We start from the raw sequence: 20,855 nt of genomic DNA on the forward strand, positions 1-20,855 counted from the left end.
ACCCTACACGGGTATAACAGCAAAAAAAACGCCACAAACCCTGAGTACTCAAGGATCCGCGGCGTTTTGTCCTAGGGGCTGATCAACCCAGCCCGGTATTGTCTAGTACCCGCTATTGGGCTGCAACAGGGGAGATGTTGATGAGCTTTTTGCCCCTTCGGGTTTTAAACTCAACCGCACCGGCAGTGGTGGCAAACAGGGTATCATCCTTCCCTATGCCAACATTCTCGCCGGGGTGGAATTTTGTTCCCCGCTGCCGGACAAGAATCTCACCAGCCTTCACCAGCTGTCCGCCAAATCGCTTTACGCCTAACCGTTTACTTTCTGAATCGCGGCCGTTTTTGGAACTACCGCCACCTTTTTTATGTGCCATGGTTCTTCTCCTACCACAATAGTACTGTTACCGGTGTATCTCATCCAAGTGAACCTCTTGGGGAAATTCACTCGATGCGCCGATTAATAGGCTGTAGAGTACATCCACAGCCCCCTGGAACCACTCCTCTGATGAAGGAGCAACCCCTCGTATTTCAATTTCAAGATGGCCGGGTCCCCTGCTCGTTCCATGCAATTCCACTCCGGACCTGGCGCTCACCGCCATCCCGAAGTGTTTTAGTGCTGCAGAAACAATAGCGCAGGGAATACTCACGCCATTATAGGGTTGGGCATGACCGGATGAACTAATGCATTGAAGCTTTCCATGGGAAAACTCAAGTTCCAGGTTAATCATGCCCCGTACGCCTCTAGGCCAGGCTTACTTCCTTTATTCGGATAAAGGAGTAGTTCTGGCGATGTCCCTGCTTCCGCTGGTAATCTTTCCGGCGCTTGTACTTGTAGACGATAACCTTGTCGCCCTTGGCATGCTTTTCCAGTACTGCAGTCACCTTCGCACCCTCTACATAGGGCGCACCGACCTTGATTGAATCATCTCCGCGGAAAAGGAGAACCGTATCAAAGTCCAGATCCTTTCCCTCTTCGGCTTCAATCTTATCTACCTTCAGCAAGCCACCCTTTTCAGCTTTATACTGCTTGCCTAAAATCTCTACCATTGCGTACATAATCGTTCCTATTCATCCTTTTGAGATGCAAAATATTTTGAGGTAAACAAATACCATCTTTTCCGGGAGAGGTCAAGCTCCCACCGAGGAAGTGTCGTCTCATTTATCATGAGGCAATAACCAATTACAAATGAATTTTGCACGTGGCATGCGCAAAAATGGGAAAAAATAAATCTTTTCACAGAAATGATTTATTTTCATCGGTCCCGCGCATGGTAGTTGCAAAACACAGGTTTGCAAAAACCTCGCTCTACTATAAATTACTTGTAAAGAAGTGTCCAGTAATTTGGCACAGCCTCCCCCCGGGGCACTTCTACCCCGTCTTACCCCGGAAGATTCGAACTACCCATGAGTGCGGTGTCGATTTCTTTTGCCGCACCCCGGCCTTCATTAATCGCCCAAACAACCAGGCTCTGGCCCCGACGGGCATCACCGGCAGCAAAAATCTTTTTGCGGCTGGTACGGTAGGATCCGTATTCAGCTTTCACATTGGATCGTTGATCCGCTTCCAATTCTAAGGCCTGAAGTAGTTCCTGTTCCGGACCAAGAAACCCCATGGCAAGAAAGACGAGATCAGCGTCCCAGACTTCCTCGGATCCGGGCACCTCTTGAAATGTGGGTCGCTCCCCAGGCTCCTTACTCCACTGGACGCGCACAGTTTTGATCCCCTTCAGTTCACCCCTTTCATTACCGATGAACTCCTTGGTTAAAATCGACCACTGTCGGGGATCCGCCCCATAGGCATTATGTGCCTCCTGGTGACCATAATCACTTTTAAGTAACCGGGGATAGGTCGGCCAGGGGAACTCGTCGGTTCGCTCCGATGCGGGTTGAGGCATGAGCTCAAAGTTGATTACCTGGGCCGCCCCGTGACGGACGCTGGTTCCGATACAGTCATTACCCGTATCTCCCCCGCCGATGACCACCACACGCTTGCCAGCTGCAGAAATATAGGCTCCGTCCTGCAGGTTTGAATTAAGTAGACTCCGGGTGTTTTCGGTAAGGAATTCCATGGCAAAATGAACGCCCCGAAGCTCTCTTCCGGGAACGGGTAGATCCCGCGGCTTGGTGGCTCCGGTGGCAACAAGAATTGCATCGTAGGATTCTACCAAGTCACCGGTACTAACAGTACGCCCGACCTCAGTTCCCGGGCAAAACTCCACCCCCTCCTGCTCCATGAGCTTGATACGTTTGGAAACCAATCCCTTGTCCAGTTTCATATTGGGTATACCGTACATGAGCAGGCCGCCGATCCGGTCCTCCCGTTCATACACGGTGACAGAATGCCCGGCTTGATTGAGCTCATCTGCGGCAGACAACCCAGCCGGCCCGGATCCGATGATGGCAACCCGTTTACCGGTCCGCTTTTTGGGCGGGCGGGGCACTACCAAACCGCTGGCGTAGGCCCGGTCGATAATGGCAGCCTCGTTATCCTTTATCGTTACTGCGGGTTCATTAATCCCCAGTACACAGGCCGACTCACAGGGAGCAGGACAAACCCGCCCGGTGAACTCGGGAAAGTTGTTCGTTTTCCGCAGGCGGTAATAGGCCTCTTCCCATTTTCCATGGTAAATGAGGTCGTTCCATTCTGGAATGAGATTATGAATAGGACACCCGTAACTGGACTGGCAGAAGGGAACCCCACAATCCATACAGCGAGCTCCCTGGTCCTGGCGGGTCTTGTCATCGTATTCCTGTTGGAATTCCGAGAAATCTCCAGCCCTTTCGGCGGGTTCCCGCCACTGTACCTTCTTCCGTTCTATTTCCATAAAGCCGGTGGGTTTACCCATGGATGGCCTCCTTCTGTAATTTCTGTTGATCAAGAACGTGCTGAAACGCGGGAGCGATTACCCGTACGAAACGGGGCAGTTCTTCTTTCCAATTATCGAGGATGTACTGTGCCCGGGTGGATCCCGTGAGGATTAGGTGTTCTCGGATCATAGCCTCCAGGTAGGCTTGTTCATCCTCCCCGGTAACTGGTCCCAGGGTAATCATTTCCGGGTTAACCAGATCCTTGAAATCACCCCTATAATCCCAGACATACCCAATCCCTCCGGACATCCCTGCCCCGAAGTTTCTTCCGGTTTGACCGAGAATAATAGCCCGACCACCGGTCATGTATTCACATCCGTGATCTCCGACCCCCTCGATAACCACCTCAGCTCCTGAGTTCCGAACACAAAACCGCTCCGCTGCAGTTCCGCGAATAAATGCCCGTCCGGTAATGGCTCCGTAGAAGGCCACGTTTCCGATGATAATATTATCCTCCGGGGTAAACACCGACTCCTTGGGGGGGTACACGATGACCTCGCCGCCGGAAAGTCCCTTACCGAGGTAGTCGTTGGCATCCCCTTCCAGCTCAAACCGGACGCCCGAGGATAACCACCCGGCGAATGTCTGCCCGGCAGAACCGGTGAACTTCACATGAAGGCAGTCCTGGGGGAGCCCCTCAAGGCCGTAGCGGGATGCAATTTCGTGGGAGAGCATGGTTCCCACTGCCCGGTCGGTGTTTTTCACCGGCAGCTCCAGGCGTGTCGGGGTTTTGGTATCCAGGGTGGATTTTGCTCTGCGGATGAGCTCCCGATCCAGTATTTCGGAGATTCCGTGGTCCTGGGGAACACAACAAATGCTGCCCGAAGGGGCTAGGTCGTTCCGGGGCCGGGCAAGGATCCGAGACAGGTCTATACCCCGGCTCTTCCAGTGTAAAACGCTGTCATCGGGTTCAAGCATATCGGTACGTCCTACCATTTCTTCAATCGTCCGGAATCCGAGCTCAGCCATTAACTGCCGGGCTTCCTCTACCATGAACCGCACATAGTTGACCACATGTTCAGGCTTGCCGGTGAATTTCGCACGTAAGCGCTCATCCTGGGTGGCGACACCCACGGGGCAGGTATTTTTTTGACATTTCCGCATCATAATGCATCCCACGGTTATCAAGGCCCCGGTGGCGAATCCGAATTCCTCCGCTCCTAACAATGCAGCAATAACCACATCCCTTCCGGTTTTAATCTGACCGTCGGTCTGGAGCACAACCCGGCTTCGAAGATCATTCATCACCAGGGTTTGATGGGTTTCGCTGATTCCCAACTCCCAGGGAAGTCCGGCGTGTTTAATACCGGTAAGGGGGCTGGCCCCGGTACCTCCGTCATGGCCGGAAACCAGGATGTGATCCGCATGGGCCTTCGCAACACCGGCCGCAATGGTACCAACCCCCACCTCGGAAACCAGCTTCACACTGATCCGAGCCTTGGGATTCGCGTTTTTAAGATCGAAAATCAGCTGGGCCAGGTCTTCAATCGAATAAATGTCGTGGTGGGGAGGCGGACTGATGAGTCCTACTCCGGGAGTGGAGTGTCTGGTTTTGGCAATTACCTCAAATACCTTATGGCCGGGAAGCTCTCCCCCTTCCCCCGGCTTGGCTCCCTGAGCCATCTTTATCTGTATTTCATCAGCGTTTACCAGATAATCGATGGTAACCCCGAACCGGCCAGAGGCGACCTGTTTAATGGCAGATCGCTTGGAATCTCCGTTCGGCAGAGGTTTAAAGCGTTCAGGCATCTCTCCACCCTCACCGGTATTGGATTTCCCGCCAATTCGGTTCATGGCGATAGCCAGGGTCTCATGGGCCTCCTGACTAATGGAACCAAAACTCATGGCTCCGGTAGCAAAGCGTTTCATGATACTCTCGGCAGACTCAACCTCATCCAGGGGGATTGGGGTTCCCGGCTTAAAGCGCATCATACCCCGGAGGGTGGCCTGGTCGACGGATCTCTGGTTTTGATGCTGGGAGAAGATGTTATAATGATGCTGGCTCTCCTGGCGAACCGCGATCTGAAGGTTCGCGATAGACTCAGGATCCCACATGTGCTTTTCCCCGCCATAGCGGTAGGAATAGTCCCCAGGATTCAGAAGCTCTGATCCAATGGGCTCGTTGCCCTCCGGAAAGGCCAGGTGATGCCGCCGGGATGCTTCGAACTCTAATTCAGCAAAGCCGGCCCCCTCGATTCGGGAAGCGGTGCCGGCAAAACAGCGGGATACCACCTCAGATGCTAATCCCACTGCCTCAAATATCTGGGCACCCTTGTAACTTTCCAAGGTTGAAATCCCCATTTTTCCGAACACTTTCAACATCCCGTACTCGATGGCGGAGAGATAGTCCTCCTCGATCTTCTGCCGGCTGATCTCTCCCTCAATCTGTCCGTCCTGATCCATCATCCACATAGCCTCAAAGGCCAGGTATGGATTAACAGCATCAGCACCAAAACCGACCAGGGTACAAAAATGGTGAACCTCCTTGGGTTCCCCCGATTCAAGTACGATGCCGATCTGCGTACGGGTATGGTTTTTTACTAAGTGATGATGTACTGCACCAGTGGCCATCAGGGCACTCAGGGGAATCCGTTCGGCGCCTGCCGACCGGTCGGAAAGGACGATTACGCTAAACCCCTTGGCAATAGCATCGTCAGCCTCGCTGCAGATCCGGTCCAGGGCCTCTACCATGCCCTCCTCGGAGGACTGTACCAAATAGGTAATGTCAATGGTCTGGGCCTTCCAACCCCGGTGGTCCATGGTTTTTATCTGCGCGAGCTGGGTATTCGTGAGAACAGGATGCTCCAACATCAACCGGTGGGCATGCTCCGGTTGAATATCCAGGAGGTTCCCCTCGGGCCCGATGTAGGTCTTGAGACTCATAATAACCGATTCACGGATGGAATCGATGGGAGGGTTGGTGACCTGGGCAAAGAGTTGTTTAAAATAATCATAGAGAAGTCTTGGTTTATCAGAGAGTACCGCCAGGGGCGTATCGTTGCCCATGGACCCCAGAGGCTCCTTACCCAATTCTGCCATGGGTTTTAACACCTCACGCAGGTGTTCAAGGGTAAATCCGAACATCTTCATCCGCTGGAGGATGGAGGTACGGTCAAGATCGGGAACCATGCCTGGAACCGCTAAATCCGCCAGGGTTATCCGCTGTTCTCCTAACCAGTCTTCATAGGGCCGAGCGGAGGAATAGGTCTCTTTGAGTTCCTCATCGCTGACGATTCGTCCCTGCTCAAAATTTACCAAAAACATCCGGCCCGGCTGAAGGCGTCCTTTTTTAACCACCCGTGCCGGATCAATATCCAGAACCCCCACCTCGCTTGCCATGACAACATGGTCGTCATCTGTCACATAGTAGCGGCTGGGACGCAAACCATTCCTATCCAACACCGCGCCGATGTACCGTCCATCGGAAAAAACCACCGATGCCGGACCATCCCACGGCTCCATGAGATTAGAGAAGTATTCATACATAGCCCGCTTTTTGGCCGGCATATGCTCATGGCGCTGCCACGCTTCCGGAACCATCATCATTACGGCTTCCGGGAGCTCCCGACCCGACATAAGCAGCAACTCAAGGACGTTATCGAAGTTTCCAGAGTCCGAAAGATCAGGTTCGTTGATCGGGAGAATCCGGGTAATAGAATCACCAAAAACAGGGCTGGCCAGTTTGCCCTCACGTCCCCGCATTTTATTCACATTACCACGAAGGGTATTAATCTCCCCGTTATGACTCATGAACCGCAGTGGCTGCGCCCTATCCCAACTCGGAAAGGTATTGGTAGAAAAGCGGCTATGCACCATAGCGAGGTGACTCGTATAGTCCGGGTCTTGGAGATCAGAGTAATAGGCGAAGAGCTGCTCGGGTGTCAGCATGCCCTTATACACCATAACCCGGGTTGAGAGGCTGCAGATGTAGAAAAAATCCTCAGGATCATACTCCTTGGAGCCCCGCAGGGTGTTGGTGGTCTGCTTCCGGATTACATACAATGCCCGTTCAAAATCCCCGGGTTCGATGTGCTGACCAGCCCCGATAAAAACCTGCTTCATCACAGGCTCAGCACTCAAGGCCGATGGTCCAATCATTGAATTATCCCGGGGCAGCTCCCTCCACCCGAGGAGCGTCAGACCCTCGTCCGAAATGGCTTTTTCCATCACCGCAATGCAGCCCCGGCGAAGATCATCATCCTGGGGAAAAAAGACCACCCCTGCGGAATACTGTCCCCTTCCGGGAAGCTCAAGCCCCAGATCTTCTCTGGCAGCCTTTTCTAAAAACCGGTGCGGCAGGGTTGTTAAAATCCCAGCTCCATCACCGGTGTTTTTTTCTGCCCCAACGGCTCCTCGATGGGTCATCCGGACCAGGATTTCCCGGGCGTCATCCAGGATCTTTCGGCTTTGCACTCCCTTAATATGAGCGACAAACCCGACTCCGCAGTTTTCATGTTCATAATCCGGACTGTAGAGTCCATATTCTTTAGGACGTTGTCTTAGCGCCATAGCTGCTCCTCTAGTTACAGTGATGTCCAGGATCTTCAAAGGCTTGGTATTCAGATACAGCGACTGGATCTCCGGTATCCATGGAGGAGAGGTTCCTCTGCCCCCAAAACCGCCGTAGTAAGATGCTGGTCTTTCTCTTTGTTCGTATCCCCTGGATGGATAAATATGCAATTTTTATGCCAAGACGACGCGAAACAAAAATAATTCACCATCAGGGACCGTATTTGAAGCCGCCGCTCCCCAACTCTGGGGAATCGCGAGAGGAATCTTTGATAATCCCTTACCTTAAAAGGGGTTACAGAATCACCCAAAACACGACAAAACCGGTAGTAAAATAAAAAAATGGCTACCCACGATCAGAAATGAATCCTGAAGCATGGATAGCCTGCATGGGAGAACCAGAAAACCTACATAATAGTAGGTAGGCATACATTTATGTACTACATTGATGAAAGAAATGGCACATTAATAAGATTCATTCCTGATTTAAGCACCTGCAATACAGCCCCGGCTAAGGCAACCCGGGCCTGCACCAATTCCGGAACAGGGGCATTCAACATGGGATGATCGTGATAGAACCGACTAAAGGTCTTTGCCAGCTCGTACAGATAGCCAGTCATTGACGCGGGGTTGTATTCCATACCCGCCTGGGACACAATGCCGGGGAAGGAGCCGATGAGCTTTACAAGCTCCCACTCCACCTCTTCAGTAAGAACTGCGGCTAGATCCTCCGTCATCGGGGGCAGATCCTTACCCCACTTTCTGAGCATGCTAGATATCCGGGCACCGGTGTACTGCAAATACGGTCCGGTGTTCCCGTTGAATGCCAGGGAATCCTTCGAATTAAAAATCATATCCTTGGTGGGGGTTGTCTGCAGCAGATAGTAATGCAGGGCCCCCAAGGCGATTTGGTGACTTGTGGCATTCAGGTCTTCTACCTGATCCTGGCGTTCCTTGGAGACTATTTCCTCCTTCGCCATGGCTGTTAGCTGGTCAAGCAAATCGTCGGCGTCCACCACCGTTCCCTCGCGGCTCTTCATTTTACCCTCGGGCAGATTCACCATACCGTAGGATAGGTGGTAAAGATTTGAAGCCCAGGGATACCCGAGCTGAGACAGCACATGGAACAACACCCGGAAGTGGTACTGCTGCTCCGAGGCCACCACATAGATAAGGCGATCAAAGGGCCAGTCCTTGTGACGGTTTATGGCCGTCCCGATATCCTGGGTGATGTAGAGGCTTGTGCCATCCTTGCGGAGCAGAACCTTTTTATCCAGACCGATGGGCTCCAGATCAATCCAAACCGTCCCCTCCTCGTCCTTGTAAAAAATATCATCCTCAAGCCCCTGGAGAATCTCGCTTCGGCCCAGAAGGTAGGTTTCGCTTTCGTAATACACCTGATCAAAACTGATTCCGGTCCTTTGGTAGGTTTCCTCGATCCCCTCTACGGCCCATTCATTCATCTGCTTCCAGAGCTTCATGGTTTCGGCCTCGCCCTGCTCCCATTGGTGCAGCATTTCCTGAGCCATGGCCTCAGCCTGGGGATACTCCTTTACCCAGTTGGCATAGGCTACATAGTACTTTCCTACAAAATGGTCGGGCTTAATTCCCGTGCTCTCCGGGGTCTCCCCCTCGCCAAAGCGCTGGTACGCCAGCATGGATTTACATATATGAACACCCCGGTTATTTATCAGATTCACCTTGCGAACCTGGGCGCCGTTAGCCTTCAAAATCCGAGCAATGCTTTCTCCGAGGGCATCGTTCCTCAGATGCCCCAGATGCAGGGGTTTATTGGTGTTCGGACAGGAAAACTCAACCATGATCTTTTGACCGGCCAGACTATCGGTAATCCCAAAGCGGTCCTGCTGGGTATGTACAGTTTTTAAGAGATCTAGAGTGATTCGACGGCGGGGGAGTCGCACATTCACATAGGGCCCCATGGCCTCGGCGGTTCCAAGATTACCCCGGCGGAATTCCTCCGTCAGACCATCGCCGGTGACCTGTTCCCCACCCGGAGAGGTCAGCGTCTTCTCCCCGGCGATCAACGCCTCCAGCACACCAACCACGGAAGCACTGATCTGGGGCGGCCCCACCCGCAATACCTTGGCGAAGGCAAACATAGGAAAGGCCACATCCCCGAGCTCAGCCTTCGGGGGCGTTTCCACCTGAAAATCAGCCAGACTGCTGGTGAATTCGATATCCCGCTCCCTAGCGATCTCCGCCAAAACAGCAAATAAGAGTCTGCGCCACCGTTCTTTCATCTGTTCCATCTCAACTCCTCCACGATTCATAAAGCTCTGCTGTAGGCAGCCAGAACGCAAGCATCCGACCGGCCCCCCGCCGTTCCCGGCATCTATGGGACCATAGTACTTCCTGCTCAGCGGTACAGAGTCCGGTCCCCCCGAGCCACTGCATCCCCATATCCAGGGTAGCCAACCGGTTTGCTTCCTGAATATCAATACTCGGCATGAGCCTGCCGGAAAATTCACCCGTACCCTGTGCCCTTCCGACAGCCCCGGCGCCGAACCGGGATACAAACACCGCAGCCCTATCCTCGGTCACCGGATAGCAACGGCTGCAAATGCCTGGCCCACTATACACAGAGATATCTGAAAAAGGAATCCCCCAGTATCTATTCATTGCCCGGCCGGCTACCATAGAAATCCCGCATCCCTGCCATCCGGAATGCAGAATTCCCCTCACCTCCCTACCTGGAAGTTCGCCCCAGATATAGAGGGGATGACAGTCCGCCACCAACACCCCGGGGACAACCTGTTCCAGGTCGGTAACAACGCCATCGGCATCCATGCTCCGTGCTAAGGCACCAAGCTCATCCTGATTTAAGACAGGCATGGTCCGGAAGGATACCGAAAGGGTATACCGATCCTCGGGTGAATCCGGCAGGTGGATCCACCGCCCCTCTGCTACTCCCAACCGACCGGTCCATCCCTTGCCAGTCCGGGTAAGCATCTCCGAGGAATAAATCACCACCCGAAGGCTGTGGACCTGGGAATGCACCAACAGAGTTCCATTAGCAGAACCGCTTCCGGCAGCCCCGGTAAGAGCAGCATATATAGAATCAGGATCCGGCTGTCCGTCTCCAATCCGGCGGGTGCTTATACCGGCGGTGAATCGGCCTCGGGACAAAAGGCTGAGAAAGTTCCTATCCATGGTACTCTTATGTCAAAAAAGTTTTAGCAGGTCAATTAATACGCCTTGACAACAGAAAAAAAGTGGTTCACCTTAGTATTGTTATGAACCATTACGATTCTGCCCAAAACTCCATCATCATTCTCATTATTATTGAGTCTCTGATGTAGTGTTGGGAAGGAGCCTGTAGGGTAACAGCCGTCTTCCTGGAAGACGGCTTTTTTTTTAATCAAAGGAGTGTTCTATGTCGGCACATACAAAATCGGTAGCTATCTTCGATACCACCCTCCGCGATGGTATGCAGGGGTTGGAAATTAACTACTCCCTGGAGGATAAACTCTCTATAGCAAAAAAATTGGACGAAATAGGCATTGATTATATCGAGGGAGGATTTCCCCTCTCCAACGATAAGGAGGCCGCCTTCTTTAATCACTGCAAGTCCATGAGCTTTTCCCATGCCAAGATTGCCTCCTTCGGTAGCACCCGTAAACCTGGCGGAAAAGCTGAATCAGACGGCCATATCCGAGCGCTCCTGGAGGCCCAAACTCCAGTGGTGGTTATTGTCGGCAAAACCTGGATGGCCCATGTGGAAAAGGTATTAGGGACCACAGCGAAAGAGAACCTCGCCATGATTGCGGATTCCATCAGCTTCTTAAAAAGGGAGGGCCGTGAGGTTGTCTTTGATTTAGAACATTTTTTCGACGGATACAAGGATCACCGGGACTACGCCCTGGAGGTTCTTAAAACCGCCAGCCATGCCGGAGCAGATGTTCTGGTACCCTGCGATACCAACGGCGGAACCCTGCCCCACGAGGTATCCGCTATCTACGAAGATCTAAAAAGCCAATCCTTGGCACCCCTCGGCGGCCACTTCCACAACGACTGCGGTACTGCCGTAGCTAATTCCTTAGCAGCGGTCCAAGGTGGAGCGGTGCATATCCAAGGCACCATCAATGGATGGGGGGAGCGCTGCGGCAATGCGAACCTCTGTGCGATTATGCCCAACCTTACCCTCAAAATGGGGTATCACGCCGCCTGCGCGGATCATATGGAAAAACTTACCAGTTTATCCCGGTTCGTTGCGGAAAAGGCGAATATCATTCCAGATAAGCGTCAGCCCTACGTCGGTATCGCTAGCTTTTCCCACAAGGCAGGTCAGCATGCCGATGTCATCCTCAAGGCCGCCCATCTCATGGAACATTTGGATGGCAGCCTGGTAGGGAATCATCGCCAAGTGCTGCTCAGCGAACTTGCCGGAAAATCCACCATCGTGGAAAAAATGAAGAAATACGGCAGCTTCGAAAAGAATCATCCTGCGGTTGAGACCCTCATCCGCACCCTCAAGGATAAGGAAAACGACGGGTATGAATACGAAGCCGCAGAAGGAAGCTTCGACCTGCTCATGCGTCAGGCATTAGGGGAGTACAAACAGCTCATTGAACTCAAGAATTACCATCTTGAATCCTATAAAACGGCGAATGCCCAGTCCAAGACTGTCGGCAGGATGTTTCTCAGCGATCAGGGACGGGAGGTCATGGGAGCTGCGGTTTGTATCGGCCCGGTTGAGACCCTGGATGGTTCGCTCCGGGATGCCCTCAGCCCCCACTACCCCTTCCTGGATGGTCTCCGGCTTACCGACTACCGGGTCAGGGTACTCAACCCGGAGAGTGCCTCGGCAGCCAAGGTCAGAGTCTTTATAACCTCCACCAACGGAGATGAGGAATGGACAACGGTGGGTGTAAACGAAAACATCGTCGAGGCGTCATGGGAGGCATTGGTGGATAGTTACGAATACTATTACAACAACCACTATGAGGAACTACCGCCCGAGGCCCGTTGATGCTATACTAAACCCATGGGGTAGTGAAAAAGTACATGGGAGGCACCGTTTGAAAATTCAAGGCCGTATTTTTTCCGTTATTTTCTTGGTCCAGATTACCTTTCTTATCTCAATTGCGCTGTATTTTGTGGTTCTGCTGCAGCCTGTCGCACGGATCCAATCCGAACAGGTGGTGCTTCAGCAACTGGAGGGTTCAATCCACCGGGAGGTACTCACCCTGCACAGAATCCTAACCGGGCAGTTTGATCTGGAGACTCAGAACTACCGGAGAAGCTCCCAACAGACCCTAGAAGCCTTTGAGAATGTTGCAAGCTTGGAGTTTATTCCGGGGATTTCCAACTCCGCTGCAGAAGCCATCAATTCCATAGGTCGGCTGAGCGGTTTGATTCAGAATAACCGGACCCGGTTTTTTGAGGCAGCTACAACCCTGGCCCAGGCTGCCGAAGCGCAATTTAGTTTCCTGCGGACCTTCCAAATTAAGCGGCTCATCGAAGAGGGCCAAGCGTACCCCGAGGTGCGCCAGGCTGCCGCCCTCACCCTCTCAAGTAAGGCGAATCTTATCGATAGTCTGGATTCGTCTCTGACCGTATTAGATACCCAGAAAGACAACCTCGCCGGCAGTATTCAACGCTTTGAAGCACGTTCGAACCGGATCGCTCTCATTCTGATCGCCGTATTCTTTCTCATCAACTCGGTCTTATCCATATTTATTTCACGGTCTCTGATAACGGGCATCCGGGGTATAGAAACCCTTATCAGCGGATTGACCGAGGGAGACCTTCGGGCCAGAAGCGCCAGCACCAGAAAGGACGAGATCGGTCGTCTGAGCAGAAACCTGGACAGCTTCACCCTCAGACTTCAACAAATTATCGGCCAAATCCAGCAGGAATCCCAATCGAACAGGGTGGTTCGGGAGAAGATCGTATTCTCTGTTGATGAAACCTCCGGAGCTGTTAACGAGATCCAGGGGAATATGCAGTCCATTCGCGGGGTGATGGAGCACCTGGATACCACCATTGAGGGCATCGTATCGGCGAATAAGGAGCTGATTAACGGCCTCCAGGTTACCGATCAGATGGTCCAGGACGAGACCCAGATGGTTCAGCAGGTTAGCACCGCGGCGCATACCCTCTCTCAGTCCTTAACCGGAACTCTAGAGATTACCAACAGCAGTAACGAGTCTACCAAGGAACTGGTTACCATTACCGAAAGTAGTAAAAAACAGTTCACGGAAACCGTCCGCGCCATATCCGAGGTAGATCAACGGGTAAGCGATATTACCCGGATGACCTCTCTCATTGAGGATATCGCAGCCCAAACCCAGCTCCTAGCCATGAACGCCGCCATTGAGGCCGCCCATGCGGGTGACCGTGGAGCGGGTTTTGCCGTGGTCGCCCATGAGATCCGGAAACTGGCTGAACAATCATCGGGGAACAGCAAAGAGATTTCTGATGCGGTTAAGCGGATTCTTGCGGTAATAGACAGTGCCGGCGAACAAAGCAAGGAGATGGAAGCCGCGTTTGATACCATGACCCAGGCAATTGACGAGGTTTCTTCGCGGTATGACCGGCTCTTTAAGGAAATAGCTTCCATGCAGGAGGTGGGAAATCAGATTCTCGGTTCAGTTTCAGGCCTCTTGGAGGTAGCGAAAAAGACCCAGGGGACATCCCAAGGCATGAAGGGGCAGGCGTCCGACGTACACAGCCATATGGATGAGGTACAGAACCTGTCCCACCAGGTCTATGCAGGCATGGAGGAAATAACCATTGGAATCACCCATATCAATCAGGAAATGCTTAGCCTGAGGGAACAGACCGATTCAATGGTTAAGACCAGCGAAACCCTTGACCAAGAGCTGCAGTTCTTCAAGACCGCCCGGGAGCCTGAATCGACCCCCGGGGAAGCAGAACCCGAAACTACCGAGTCTCCGGAACCTACAACCGCCCAGACGGAAGGGGACGGGGAATAACCTCTCCGGTGAGCAGGTATTTGATTCCTTCCAAGGCGGCCTTGGCTGCTGAGGTCGTGGTGGTGTAAGGCACCTTGTTCTTCATAGCCTCAATACGCAGGTATCCGTCATCCTTCTGTGTATACCGTCCCAGGGGTGTGTTGATTACCAGATCAATTTTACCAGCCTGAAGGTGATCCACGATATTCGGGTGGCCTTCATGGTATTTAAGAATGACCTCCGCGATTATGCCCTGGGAGAACAGGTATTCCGCGGTGCCCCGGGTTGCCTTTATGGCGAAACCCATCTGCTCCAGCTCCCGAACAATGGGCACGATCTTCGGTTTGTCATAATCGTTGACAGCCACAAAAACACTGCCCTTGGTGGGAAGGATGGTACCGGTTGCGGCTGTGGCCTTAGAGAAGGCCTCGCCGAAGCTTGCTCCCAGCCCGATCACCTCTCCGGTGGACTTCATCTCAGGACCGAGCATGGGATCGGTATCGCGGAAGCGGTCGAAGCTAAACATCGCCTCTTTTACCGCCCAGCCTGTTATGCAATCGCCGAGACCCACTCCGGGAATTCCGGTGTGGTCGTCGTTTATAAGCCCTTGGGCGGCAAGATCCGTGCCCTCCCAGAGCTTAACCGCCGCATCTACCAGGTCCACTCCGCTGGCCTTGGAGATAAAGGGTACGGTTCTACTGGCCCGGGGATTTACCTCGAGAACGTAGAGAACTCCGTCCTTCACAGCAAACTGGATATTCAAAAAGCCCTGGACACCAACCTCCCGGGCTATCCGGGCAGTAGCATCAACCAACTGTGACCGAATATCCTGACTTGCCTCATAGGGCGGGAATACACAAGCACTGTCCCCGGAGTGAACTCCGGCTGCTTCGATATGCTGCATGAGCCCGGCAACGTAGACATGTGTCCCGTCCGCCAGAGCGTCCACATCGTATTCGTATGCATCCTCCAGGAATTGATCCACCAGGATGGGTTTTTCCTCCGAAACTTCCACATCGGTTCTGCCCAAATACTCGGCGAGTTCCTGTTCATTGAAGGCGACCATCATACTCCGTCCACCAAGGACGTAGCTTGGCCTTAACAGTACCGGATACCCGATCTCCTGGGCATAGGCTCGAACCTGACTCATGGTTCCAGCGCTCCGGTTTTCCGGCTGCCGCAGGCCGGTCCGGGTTATCAATTCGGCGAAGAGCCGCCGATCTTCGGCGCCTTTGATGCTGCCAACTGGGGTTCCTACAACCCGGGCACCCCATTGCTCCAGGGCTTCAGCCATGTTCAGGGGTGTTTGACCGCCCAGCTGGACCACCACATCCCTGATTCCCTCAGCACGCATAATCTCTTTTACGTCCTCAAGGGTAAGCGGTTCGATGTATAACCGGTCGCTCACATTGAAGTCCGTGGAGACCGTTTCCGGATTCGAGTTGATGATTACCGTTTTTACCCCCTGACGCCGGTACGCCAGAGATGAGAGGGTACAGCAGGTATCAAACTCCAACCCCTGACCGATCCTGTTCGGCCCTGATGCCAAGATTATCACCCCGCGATCTTGCATAGGGTGGCTCTCGTTTACTTCGCCGTAGGTGCTGTAAAAATACGGGGTTTGAGCCTCAAATTCTCCGGAGCAGGTATCCACAAAATGGTACCCCGCATGGATCCCCGCCTCTTCACGGCGGGCTTCGATCTCCCGAGGACTCAGATGGGAGGCGCGTTCACCGAAGGTTGCCTGGCCTACCAGCTTCGAGATCCTCTTATCGCTTAATCCGAGGCGTTTTGCCTCCAACAGGAGTTCATCGGTTAATTCCTGGCGCGCCAGCTTCTTTTCGAGCTCGGCCTGCTCATGCATCCCGTAGAGAAACCAGGGGTCGTAGCCGGTCAGATCGGCAACCTGCTGAATTGCAGGATACCCGCCCCTCTTAATGGCTGTGTATGCCGCGAAGATTCTCCGAGGATGCAGTTTTTTTAGCATGGATAGAATTTCTTCATCGTTTAGGTGGGCCAGGTCTTCCAAGCCCTCAAAGCCGAACTCTGCGGCACGGATGGCTTTATTTAGTGCCTCCGAAACGGTCCGGCCCAGGGCAAGACTCTCCCCCACACTTTTCATCTGGGTACCCAGCTCAGCATAACCCCGGGGGAATTTTTCAAGCTCAAATCGGGGCACCTTTACGGCGGCATAATCCAGAGAGGGCTCAAAACATGAGACCGTCTTGCCGGTGATATCGTTCATGATCTCATCCAGGGTAAACCCGACGGCTAACCTGGCAGAGCTCCGAGCAATGGGAAAGCCCGTGGCCTTACTAGCCAAAGCCGATGACCGGCTTACCCGGGGGTTCATCTCAATGACGATCATCCGTCCGTCCTCGGGATTAAGGGCGAACTGAACATTCGATCCGCCGCAATCCACCCCTACCGCCCTGAGTATTTCTATGGAGGCTGTACGCATGCGCTGGTACTCCACATCCGAGAGGGTTTGTATTGGTGCCACGGTAATGCTATCCCCGGTATGAACGCCCATGGGATCTATGTTTTCAATACTGCAGATGATAACGGCATTGTCCGCCTGATCCCGCATGACCTCCATTTCGAATTCTTTCCACCCCACAAGGCTTTCTTCAATAAGGATTTGATGGACGGGGCTCTCAGCCAAGGCCCTCTTAATGAAGGGCCCAACATCTTCCCAATTGTTGGCGATACTGCCTCCCCGGCCGCCCAGGGTATAGCTGGGCCGGATAATGAGGGGCACACCCTGCTGCTCAGCGAAGGCCATGGCCTCATCGTAGTTGTGAGCCAGGGTTGATCGGGGACTGTCCAGGCCGATTTTGGTCATGAGGTCCTTAAACTTGCCCCGGTCTTCGGCGAGCTCGATACTTTCGATGCTTGCCCCCAGAAGCTCTACATTGTACCGCTCGAAGACTCCGGCACGCCCGAGGTCGAGGGTGACATTGAGGGCGGTCTGGCCGCCCATGGTGGGCAGGACTGCATCCGGGCGTTCCTTGGCGATGATGGCTTCCAGGTAGGGTACTTCCAGGGGATCCATGTAGATGGTGTCAGCGGTACCCGGTGTGGTCATGATGGTTGCCGGGTTCGGGTTGACCAGTACTACCTCGTAGCCTTCTTCTTTTAGGGCTTTTACGGCTTGGTTACCCGAGTAGTCGAACTCACAGGCCTGACCGATTACAATTGGACCGGAACCGATGATGAGGATTTTCTTAATGTCTTTTCTTGCGGGCATTAGCGATTCTCCTTCGTTTTACTGGTACCGGCTGGTTTGCTGGGTGAGTAGCCCGGTATTCCCTGGAGGAATGCCTCGAAAATCCAGAGGCTATCGTAGGGGCCCGGTGCGGATTCAGGATGGAACTGGGCACTGTATATCCGAAGCTCATCGCTGTATATGCCCTCGTTACTATGGTCGTTGGCATTGCGGAACCAAACCTTTACGGTGTCGGGTAAGGATGCTTCATCCACAGCAAAGCCATGATTTTGACTGGTAACAAATACCTTCTTCGTTCGTTCATCCCGTACCGGGTGGTTGATGCCATGGTGCCCAAACTTCATTTTGTAGGTCTTAGCACCCACCGCTTGGGCAATTAGTTGATGCCCCAGGCAGATACCGAAGACGGGCACCCTACCGATGAGTTTTTTAATGGTCTGTATCTGTTGATCAAGGGTCGCAGGATCCCCTGGACCATTGGAGATCATGACTCCCTGGGGCTTTTGGGAGAGGATTTCTTCCGCGCTTGCCGTAGCAGGATAGCTTACAACCCTGCACCCCAGCTTGTTGAACTCACGCACAATATTAGCCTTCACCCCGCAGTCCAACAAGGCGATGGTGGGCCCGCCTTGGGCGGGATTTTCTACCACAGCCCGGGTACCTACCTCTGGAACCAGATTAAGACCTTCCATGGCGGGATAGGCCTTCAGATATTCCATCCCAGCCTGTTTCTCTTGATCGGACAATTCTGATGCCTGGGGATCGCCGGAACGCAGGATAAGTCCCTTTTGGCTCCCCCCGTCCCGGAGTGCCAAGGTTAACTCCCGGGTATCGATTCCGCTAATGCCGGGGATTCCATGTTGATTAAGAAAGGCGTCCAGAGTGATGCGCCCCTTGGGGACCGGTCCCCGATACAGACTTCGGACGATAAACCCAGCAGCCTTTACCGGCCGGGTATCGCAGCTGGCACCCCGGTCATCTATAGCGCGGCTGCTCTCGTTCCAATCACCCTGGGCACCGTAATTCCCGATATGCGGGTAGGTCATGGTGATCAGCTGACCGGTGTAGGAGGGATCGGTGAGAACCTCATGGTACCCAGACATAGCAGTATTAAAAACTACCTCGCCCACTGCCGAGAACCGCAGAATTCCCTTATCCAGGTCGCCAACCAAGGGGGCTGGATATCCAAATGCCTCCCCGGTATACACTGTCCCGTCCTCCAGGAGCAGATAGGTTCGCTCGTTCATAGGCCGTCCTTTTCCCATTGAGGTTTTACCCATCGTATGCTTGTAGCCGATAGCGTAACTAACCCTCGGCAGGCGCTCAAACCTTACCCAGTGCGCAAAGGGCTGTAGCTGTTCACCCCGGCGAGGCTACCTCGGATTTTATCCCGGACTGCTCCGCCCTATCTGGCATACTGTACATGGTTCTACGTACTACATTCGCCTTAGGTTAAAAAAAAACCGGCTATGGAGCCGGCATACGATCGTCACGGGTAGCGACAGCACATTCGTGCAGTATGCCTGGACGCTTCCACAGGCATCGGTTTACTTCCCGGGGAGGATTTGAACCCCCACAAACAGAACCAGAATCTGTGGTGCTACCGTTACACTACCGGGAATTGATTCGACGAAAAATTATCAGGTTTACAGTACCCTGTCAAGCAGATTCATTCGCTTTCATAGGTAATGATGGTACGAACGGGAACCGGGTCTAAAAATTTTTCATAGCCTAAAAACGGTAGACCGATTACTCCCAAGGCCCCCACAACCATTGCCCCAGCTTCCTGAAGCATTGCACCTCCAGCCTTTAGGGTACCCCCGGTGGCAATGAGGTCATCAAGCAGCACTACCCTGGATCCCGGAGTAACATCCTCTTGGTGCACGAATATCTCATCCTCACCGTATTCCAAGGCATAGCGTTTGCTCAAGGTCTTCCCCGGCAGCTTTCCTTTTTTCCGGAGTAACAGCACCGGAAGCCCTAATGCCTGCGCAACCGGGGTGGCAAACAGAAATCCCCGAGCCTCAATTGCGCCAATCACCTGGGCGTTCAAATCCTTGGTGATAGCCGCTAGTTGGTCCACACAATAGCGGAATGCTTCGGGGTTCATAAGGATGCTGGTAATGTCATAAAAACAAATACCCGGTTTGGGAAAATCCGGCACCCGCCGGATGGCCTTATCCAGTTCTTGTACTGTCATAGGTAGGGACTATACCATGGGAGGCCGGCCTTGCAAAGAAGCAAGAAACCCGTAATTACCTGGATTCCGCCGCCTGATCCCAGTTCCAAAAAAACCGCCTTGCAAAGTCTCTATGCTGCCCTCATACTTTAGCCATGCCGGTAATTGTTCCTATAGCCAGTGGAAAGGGCGGTGTTGGAAAGACTATCACCGCCCTGCACCTCGCTCTCGGTCTTGCCTCCCATGGAAAGGCAGTGGTTTTGGTAGACGGGGATTCAGGTAGTTCTAACCTGCACACCCTGTTGGGTGTGCCGAAGGAACAACCGGGTATCGGGAGCATCATCCAACGGCAAGAGCGCCACATCTCCGATCTAATTCTCGCCACGTCAGCCGATCATCTGTTTTTTATCCCGGGCGACGGCTGGAATACCGGCACCTCCAACCCTCCCTATTGGGTAAAACGTCGTCTCGGGAAGGAGCTCCAGGAACTGGTGGCCGATTTTGTGATTCTCGATCTGAGTCCGGGCACCGGATTGTTCACCCTGGATATGTTTCTTCTTTCAAATTTTGGGCTGGTGGTAACCACTCCGGAAATTCCATCCCTTTTGAACAGTTACTCCTTCATAAAACATGCGGCTCTGCGGAGCATGCAACAACTTACTCCGCGGAACACCCCGGAAGGCGCATTTTTTGAGAACCTACACCGTCGCAACATCGGCAGCAAAGGCACAACACTCCCTCACCTCATCGAGGAATTGCATTCCCAAAACCCTGAATTAGCTGAGCGTTGTAGCGAACAGCTAACCCTGCTTAGACCCCAATTGGTTTTGACTCTGGGGACCAATCCCAAGGATTTAGATTTCGGATCAACCCTCCGGGACGTAACCATGGCGCATCTGGGTGTAAAGAGTGATTTTATTGGTTTTGTCCCCTGGTACGCCCAGATGCGGAGTCTGGTCAACGGTAAGAACAACCTGTTTTCTCAGGCACCCGATAGTTCCACCGCTAAGTCATACCGCCACCTAGCACAACGGGTCCTGAGTTTTGAAAACAGCGTCACCAACCGGTACATTCCCCCTGATCTTGAGGAACTCGGGAAAGAAAGTCAGTTTTAATCTCATGAACGCATGGGC

Annotated in this window: 13 protein-coding genes and 1 tRNA gene; 3 read left to right on the forward strand and 11 right to left on the reverse strand. The window is 53.2% G+C overall.

Annotation, left to right across the window (positions count from 1 at the left end; all coding sequences use genetic code 11):
• Positions 1–112: 112 nt before the first annotated feature.
• From rpmA to DC28_RS15055, 7 genes are all read right to left on the reverse strand, one after another.
• Entirely contained in the window at positions 113–373 is a 261-nt protein-coding gene (rpmA, locus tag DC28_RS01730; RefSeq protein ID WP_037544897.1) for a 50S ribosomal protein L27, read from the reverse strand.
• Positions 374–400: 27 nt separating this feature from the next.
• Entirely contained in the window at positions 401–727 is a 327-nt protein-coding gene (locus DC28_RS01735; RefSeq protein WP_037544898.1) for a ribosomal-processing cysteine protease Prp, read from the reverse strand.
• A 13-nt stretch (positions 728–740) separates the two neighbouring features.
• Positions 741–1,046, reverse strand: coding sequence for a 50S ribosomal protein L21 (gene rplU, locus DC28_RS01740; RefSeq protein ID WP_456242871.1), 306 nt, complete (start codon positions 1,044–1,046; stop codon positions 741–743).
• A 332-nt stretch (positions 1,047–1,378) separates the two neighbouring features.
• Complete coding sequence (locus DC28_RS01745) at positions 1,379–2,845, reverse strand: glutamate synthase subunit beta (protein ID WP_037544900.1); 1,467 nt, start codon at positions 2,843–2,845, stop codon at positions 1,379–1,381.
• The gene (gene gltB, locus DC28_RS01750) at positions 2,838–7,376 is read right to left on the reverse strand and encodes a glutamate synthase large subunit (RefSeq protein WP_037544901.1); all 4,539 of its coding nucleotides are present in this window, start codon (positions 7,374–7,376) and stop codon (positions 2,838–2,840) included. The genes DC28_RS01745 and gltB overlap by 8 nt, the downstream gene beginning before the upstream one ends.
• A gap of 440 nt (positions 7,377–7,816) precedes the next feature.
• Positions 7,817–9,646 (reverse strand): arginine--tRNA ligase, encoded by a 1,830-nt coding sequence (gene argS, locus DC28_RS01755; RefSeq protein WP_037544902.1) that lies wholly within the window; start codon positions 9,644–9,646, stop codon positions 7,817–7,819.
• A gap of 1 nt (position 9,647) precedes the next feature.
• Positions 9,648–10,547, reverse strand: a complete 900-nt coding sequence (locus DC28_RS15055) for a polyphenol oxidase family protein (RefSeq protein ID WP_052078328.1) — start codon at positions 10,545–10,547, stop codon at positions 9,648–9,650.
• A 223-nt stretch (positions 10,548–10,770) separates the two neighbouring features.
• Here DC28_RS15055 and cimA point away from each other — a divergent pair, with 223 nt between their 5' ends.
• Positions 10,771–12,366 (forward strand): citramalate synthase, encoded by a 1,596-nt coding sequence (gene cimA, locus DC28_RS01765; RefSeq protein WP_037544903.1) that lies wholly within the window; start codon positions 10,771–10,773, stop codon positions 12,364–12,366.
• A gap of 49 nt (positions 12,367–12,415) precedes the next feature.
• Positions 12,416–14,335, forward strand: a complete 1,920-nt coding sequence (locus DC28_RS01770; protein ID WP_037544904.1) for a methyl-accepting chemotaxis protein — start codon at positions 12,416–12,418, stop codon at positions 14,333–14,335.
• Here the strand turns inward: DC28_RS01770 and carB are convergent.
• The 4 genes from carB to DC28_RS01790 form a co-directional block, all read right to left on the reverse strand.
• On the reverse strand, positions 14,301–17,564 hold the full coding sequence (gene carB, locus DC28_RS01775) for a carbamoyl-phosphate synthase large subunit (RefSeq protein WP_037544906.1): 3,264 nt from the start codon (positions 17,562–17,564) through the stop codon (positions 14,301–14,303). The genes DC28_RS01770 and carB overlap by 35 nt on opposite strands.
• On the reverse strand, positions 17,564–18,790 hold the full coding sequence (carA, locus tag DC28_RS01780; RefSeq protein WP_052078338.1) for a glutamine-hydrolyzing carbamoyl-phosphate synthase small subunit: 1,227 nt from the start codon (positions 18,788–18,790) through the stop codon (positions 17,564–17,566). The genes carB and carA overlap by 1 nt, the downstream gene beginning before the upstream one ends.
• Positions 18,791–19,093: 303 nt before the next feature.
• Positions 19,094–19,164: transfer RNA gene (locus DC28_RS01785), tRNA-Gln, on the reverse strand.
• A 48-nt stretch (positions 19,165–19,212) separates the two neighbouring features.
• On the reverse strand, positions 19,213–19,743 hold the full coding sequence (locus tag DC28_RS01790; RefSeq protein WP_037544907.1) for an adenine phosphoribosyltransferase: 531 nt from the start codon (positions 19,741–19,743) through the stop codon (positions 19,213–19,215).
• Positions 19,744–19,877: 134 nt separating this feature from the next.
• Between DC28_RS01790 and DC28_RS01795 the strand changes: the two genes are divergently transcribed.
• Positions 19,878–20,837 carry a P-loop NTPase gene (locus tag DC28_RS01795; protein ID WP_052078329.1) on the forward strand — a complete coding sequence of 320 codons (960 nt, stop codon included), beginning with the start codon at positions 19,878–19,880 and terminating at the stop codon, positions 20,835–20,837.
• Positions 20,838–20,855: the final 18 nt, after the last annotated feature.

The organism is Spirochaeta lutea, from assembly GCF_000758165.1.
Taxonomy (GTDB): Bacteria; Spirochaetota; Spirochaetia; order DSM-27196; family Salinispiraceae; genus Spirochaeta_D; species Spirochaeta_D lutea.

Coding starts and splice junctions, on each gene's coding strand:
- rpmA (WP_037544897.1), bottom strand. CDS start 373: ATGGCACATAAAAAAGGTGGCGGTAGTTCCAAAAACGGCCGCGATTCA.
- DC28_RS01735 (WP_037544898.1), bottom strand. CDS start 727: ATGATTAACCTGGAACTTGAGTTTTCCCATGGAAAGCTTCAATGCATT.
- rplU (WP_456242871.1), bottom strand. CDS start 1,046: ATGGTAGAGATTTTAGGCAAGCAGTATAAAGCTGAAAAGGGTGGCTTG.
- DC28_RS01745 (WP_037544900.1), bottom strand. CDS start 2,845: ATGGGTAAACCCACCGGCTTTATGGAAATAGAACGGAAGAAGGTACAG.
- gltB (WP_037544901.1), bottom strand. CDS start 7,376: ATGGCGCTAAGACAACGTCCTAAAGAATATGGACTCTACAGTCCGGAT.
- argS (WP_037544902.1), bottom strand. CDS start 9,646: ATGGAACAGATGAAAGAACGGTGGCGCAGACTCTTATTTGCTGTTTTG.
- DC28_RS15055 (WP_052078328.1), bottom strand. CDS start 10,547: ATGGATAGGAACTTTCTCAGCCTTTTGTCCCGAGGCCGATTCACCGCC.
- cimA (WP_037544903.1), top strand. CDS start 10,771: ATGTCGGCACATACAAAATCGGTAGCTATCTTCGATACCACCCTCCGC.
- carB (WP_037544906.1), bottom strand. CDS start 17,564: ATGCCCGCAAGAAAAGACATTAAGAAAATCCTCATCATCGGTTCCGGT.
- carA (WP_052078338.1), bottom strand. CDS start 18,790: ATGAACGAGCGAACCTATCTGCTCCTGGAGGACGGGACAGTGTATACC.
- DC28_RS01790 (WP_037544907.1), bottom strand. CDS start 19,743: ATGACAGTACAAGAACTGGATAAGGCCATCCGGCGGGTGCCGGATTTT.
- DC28_RS01795 (WP_052078329.1), top strand. CDS start 19,878: ATGCCGGTAATTGTTCCTATAGCCAGTGGAAAGGGCGGTGTTGGAAAG.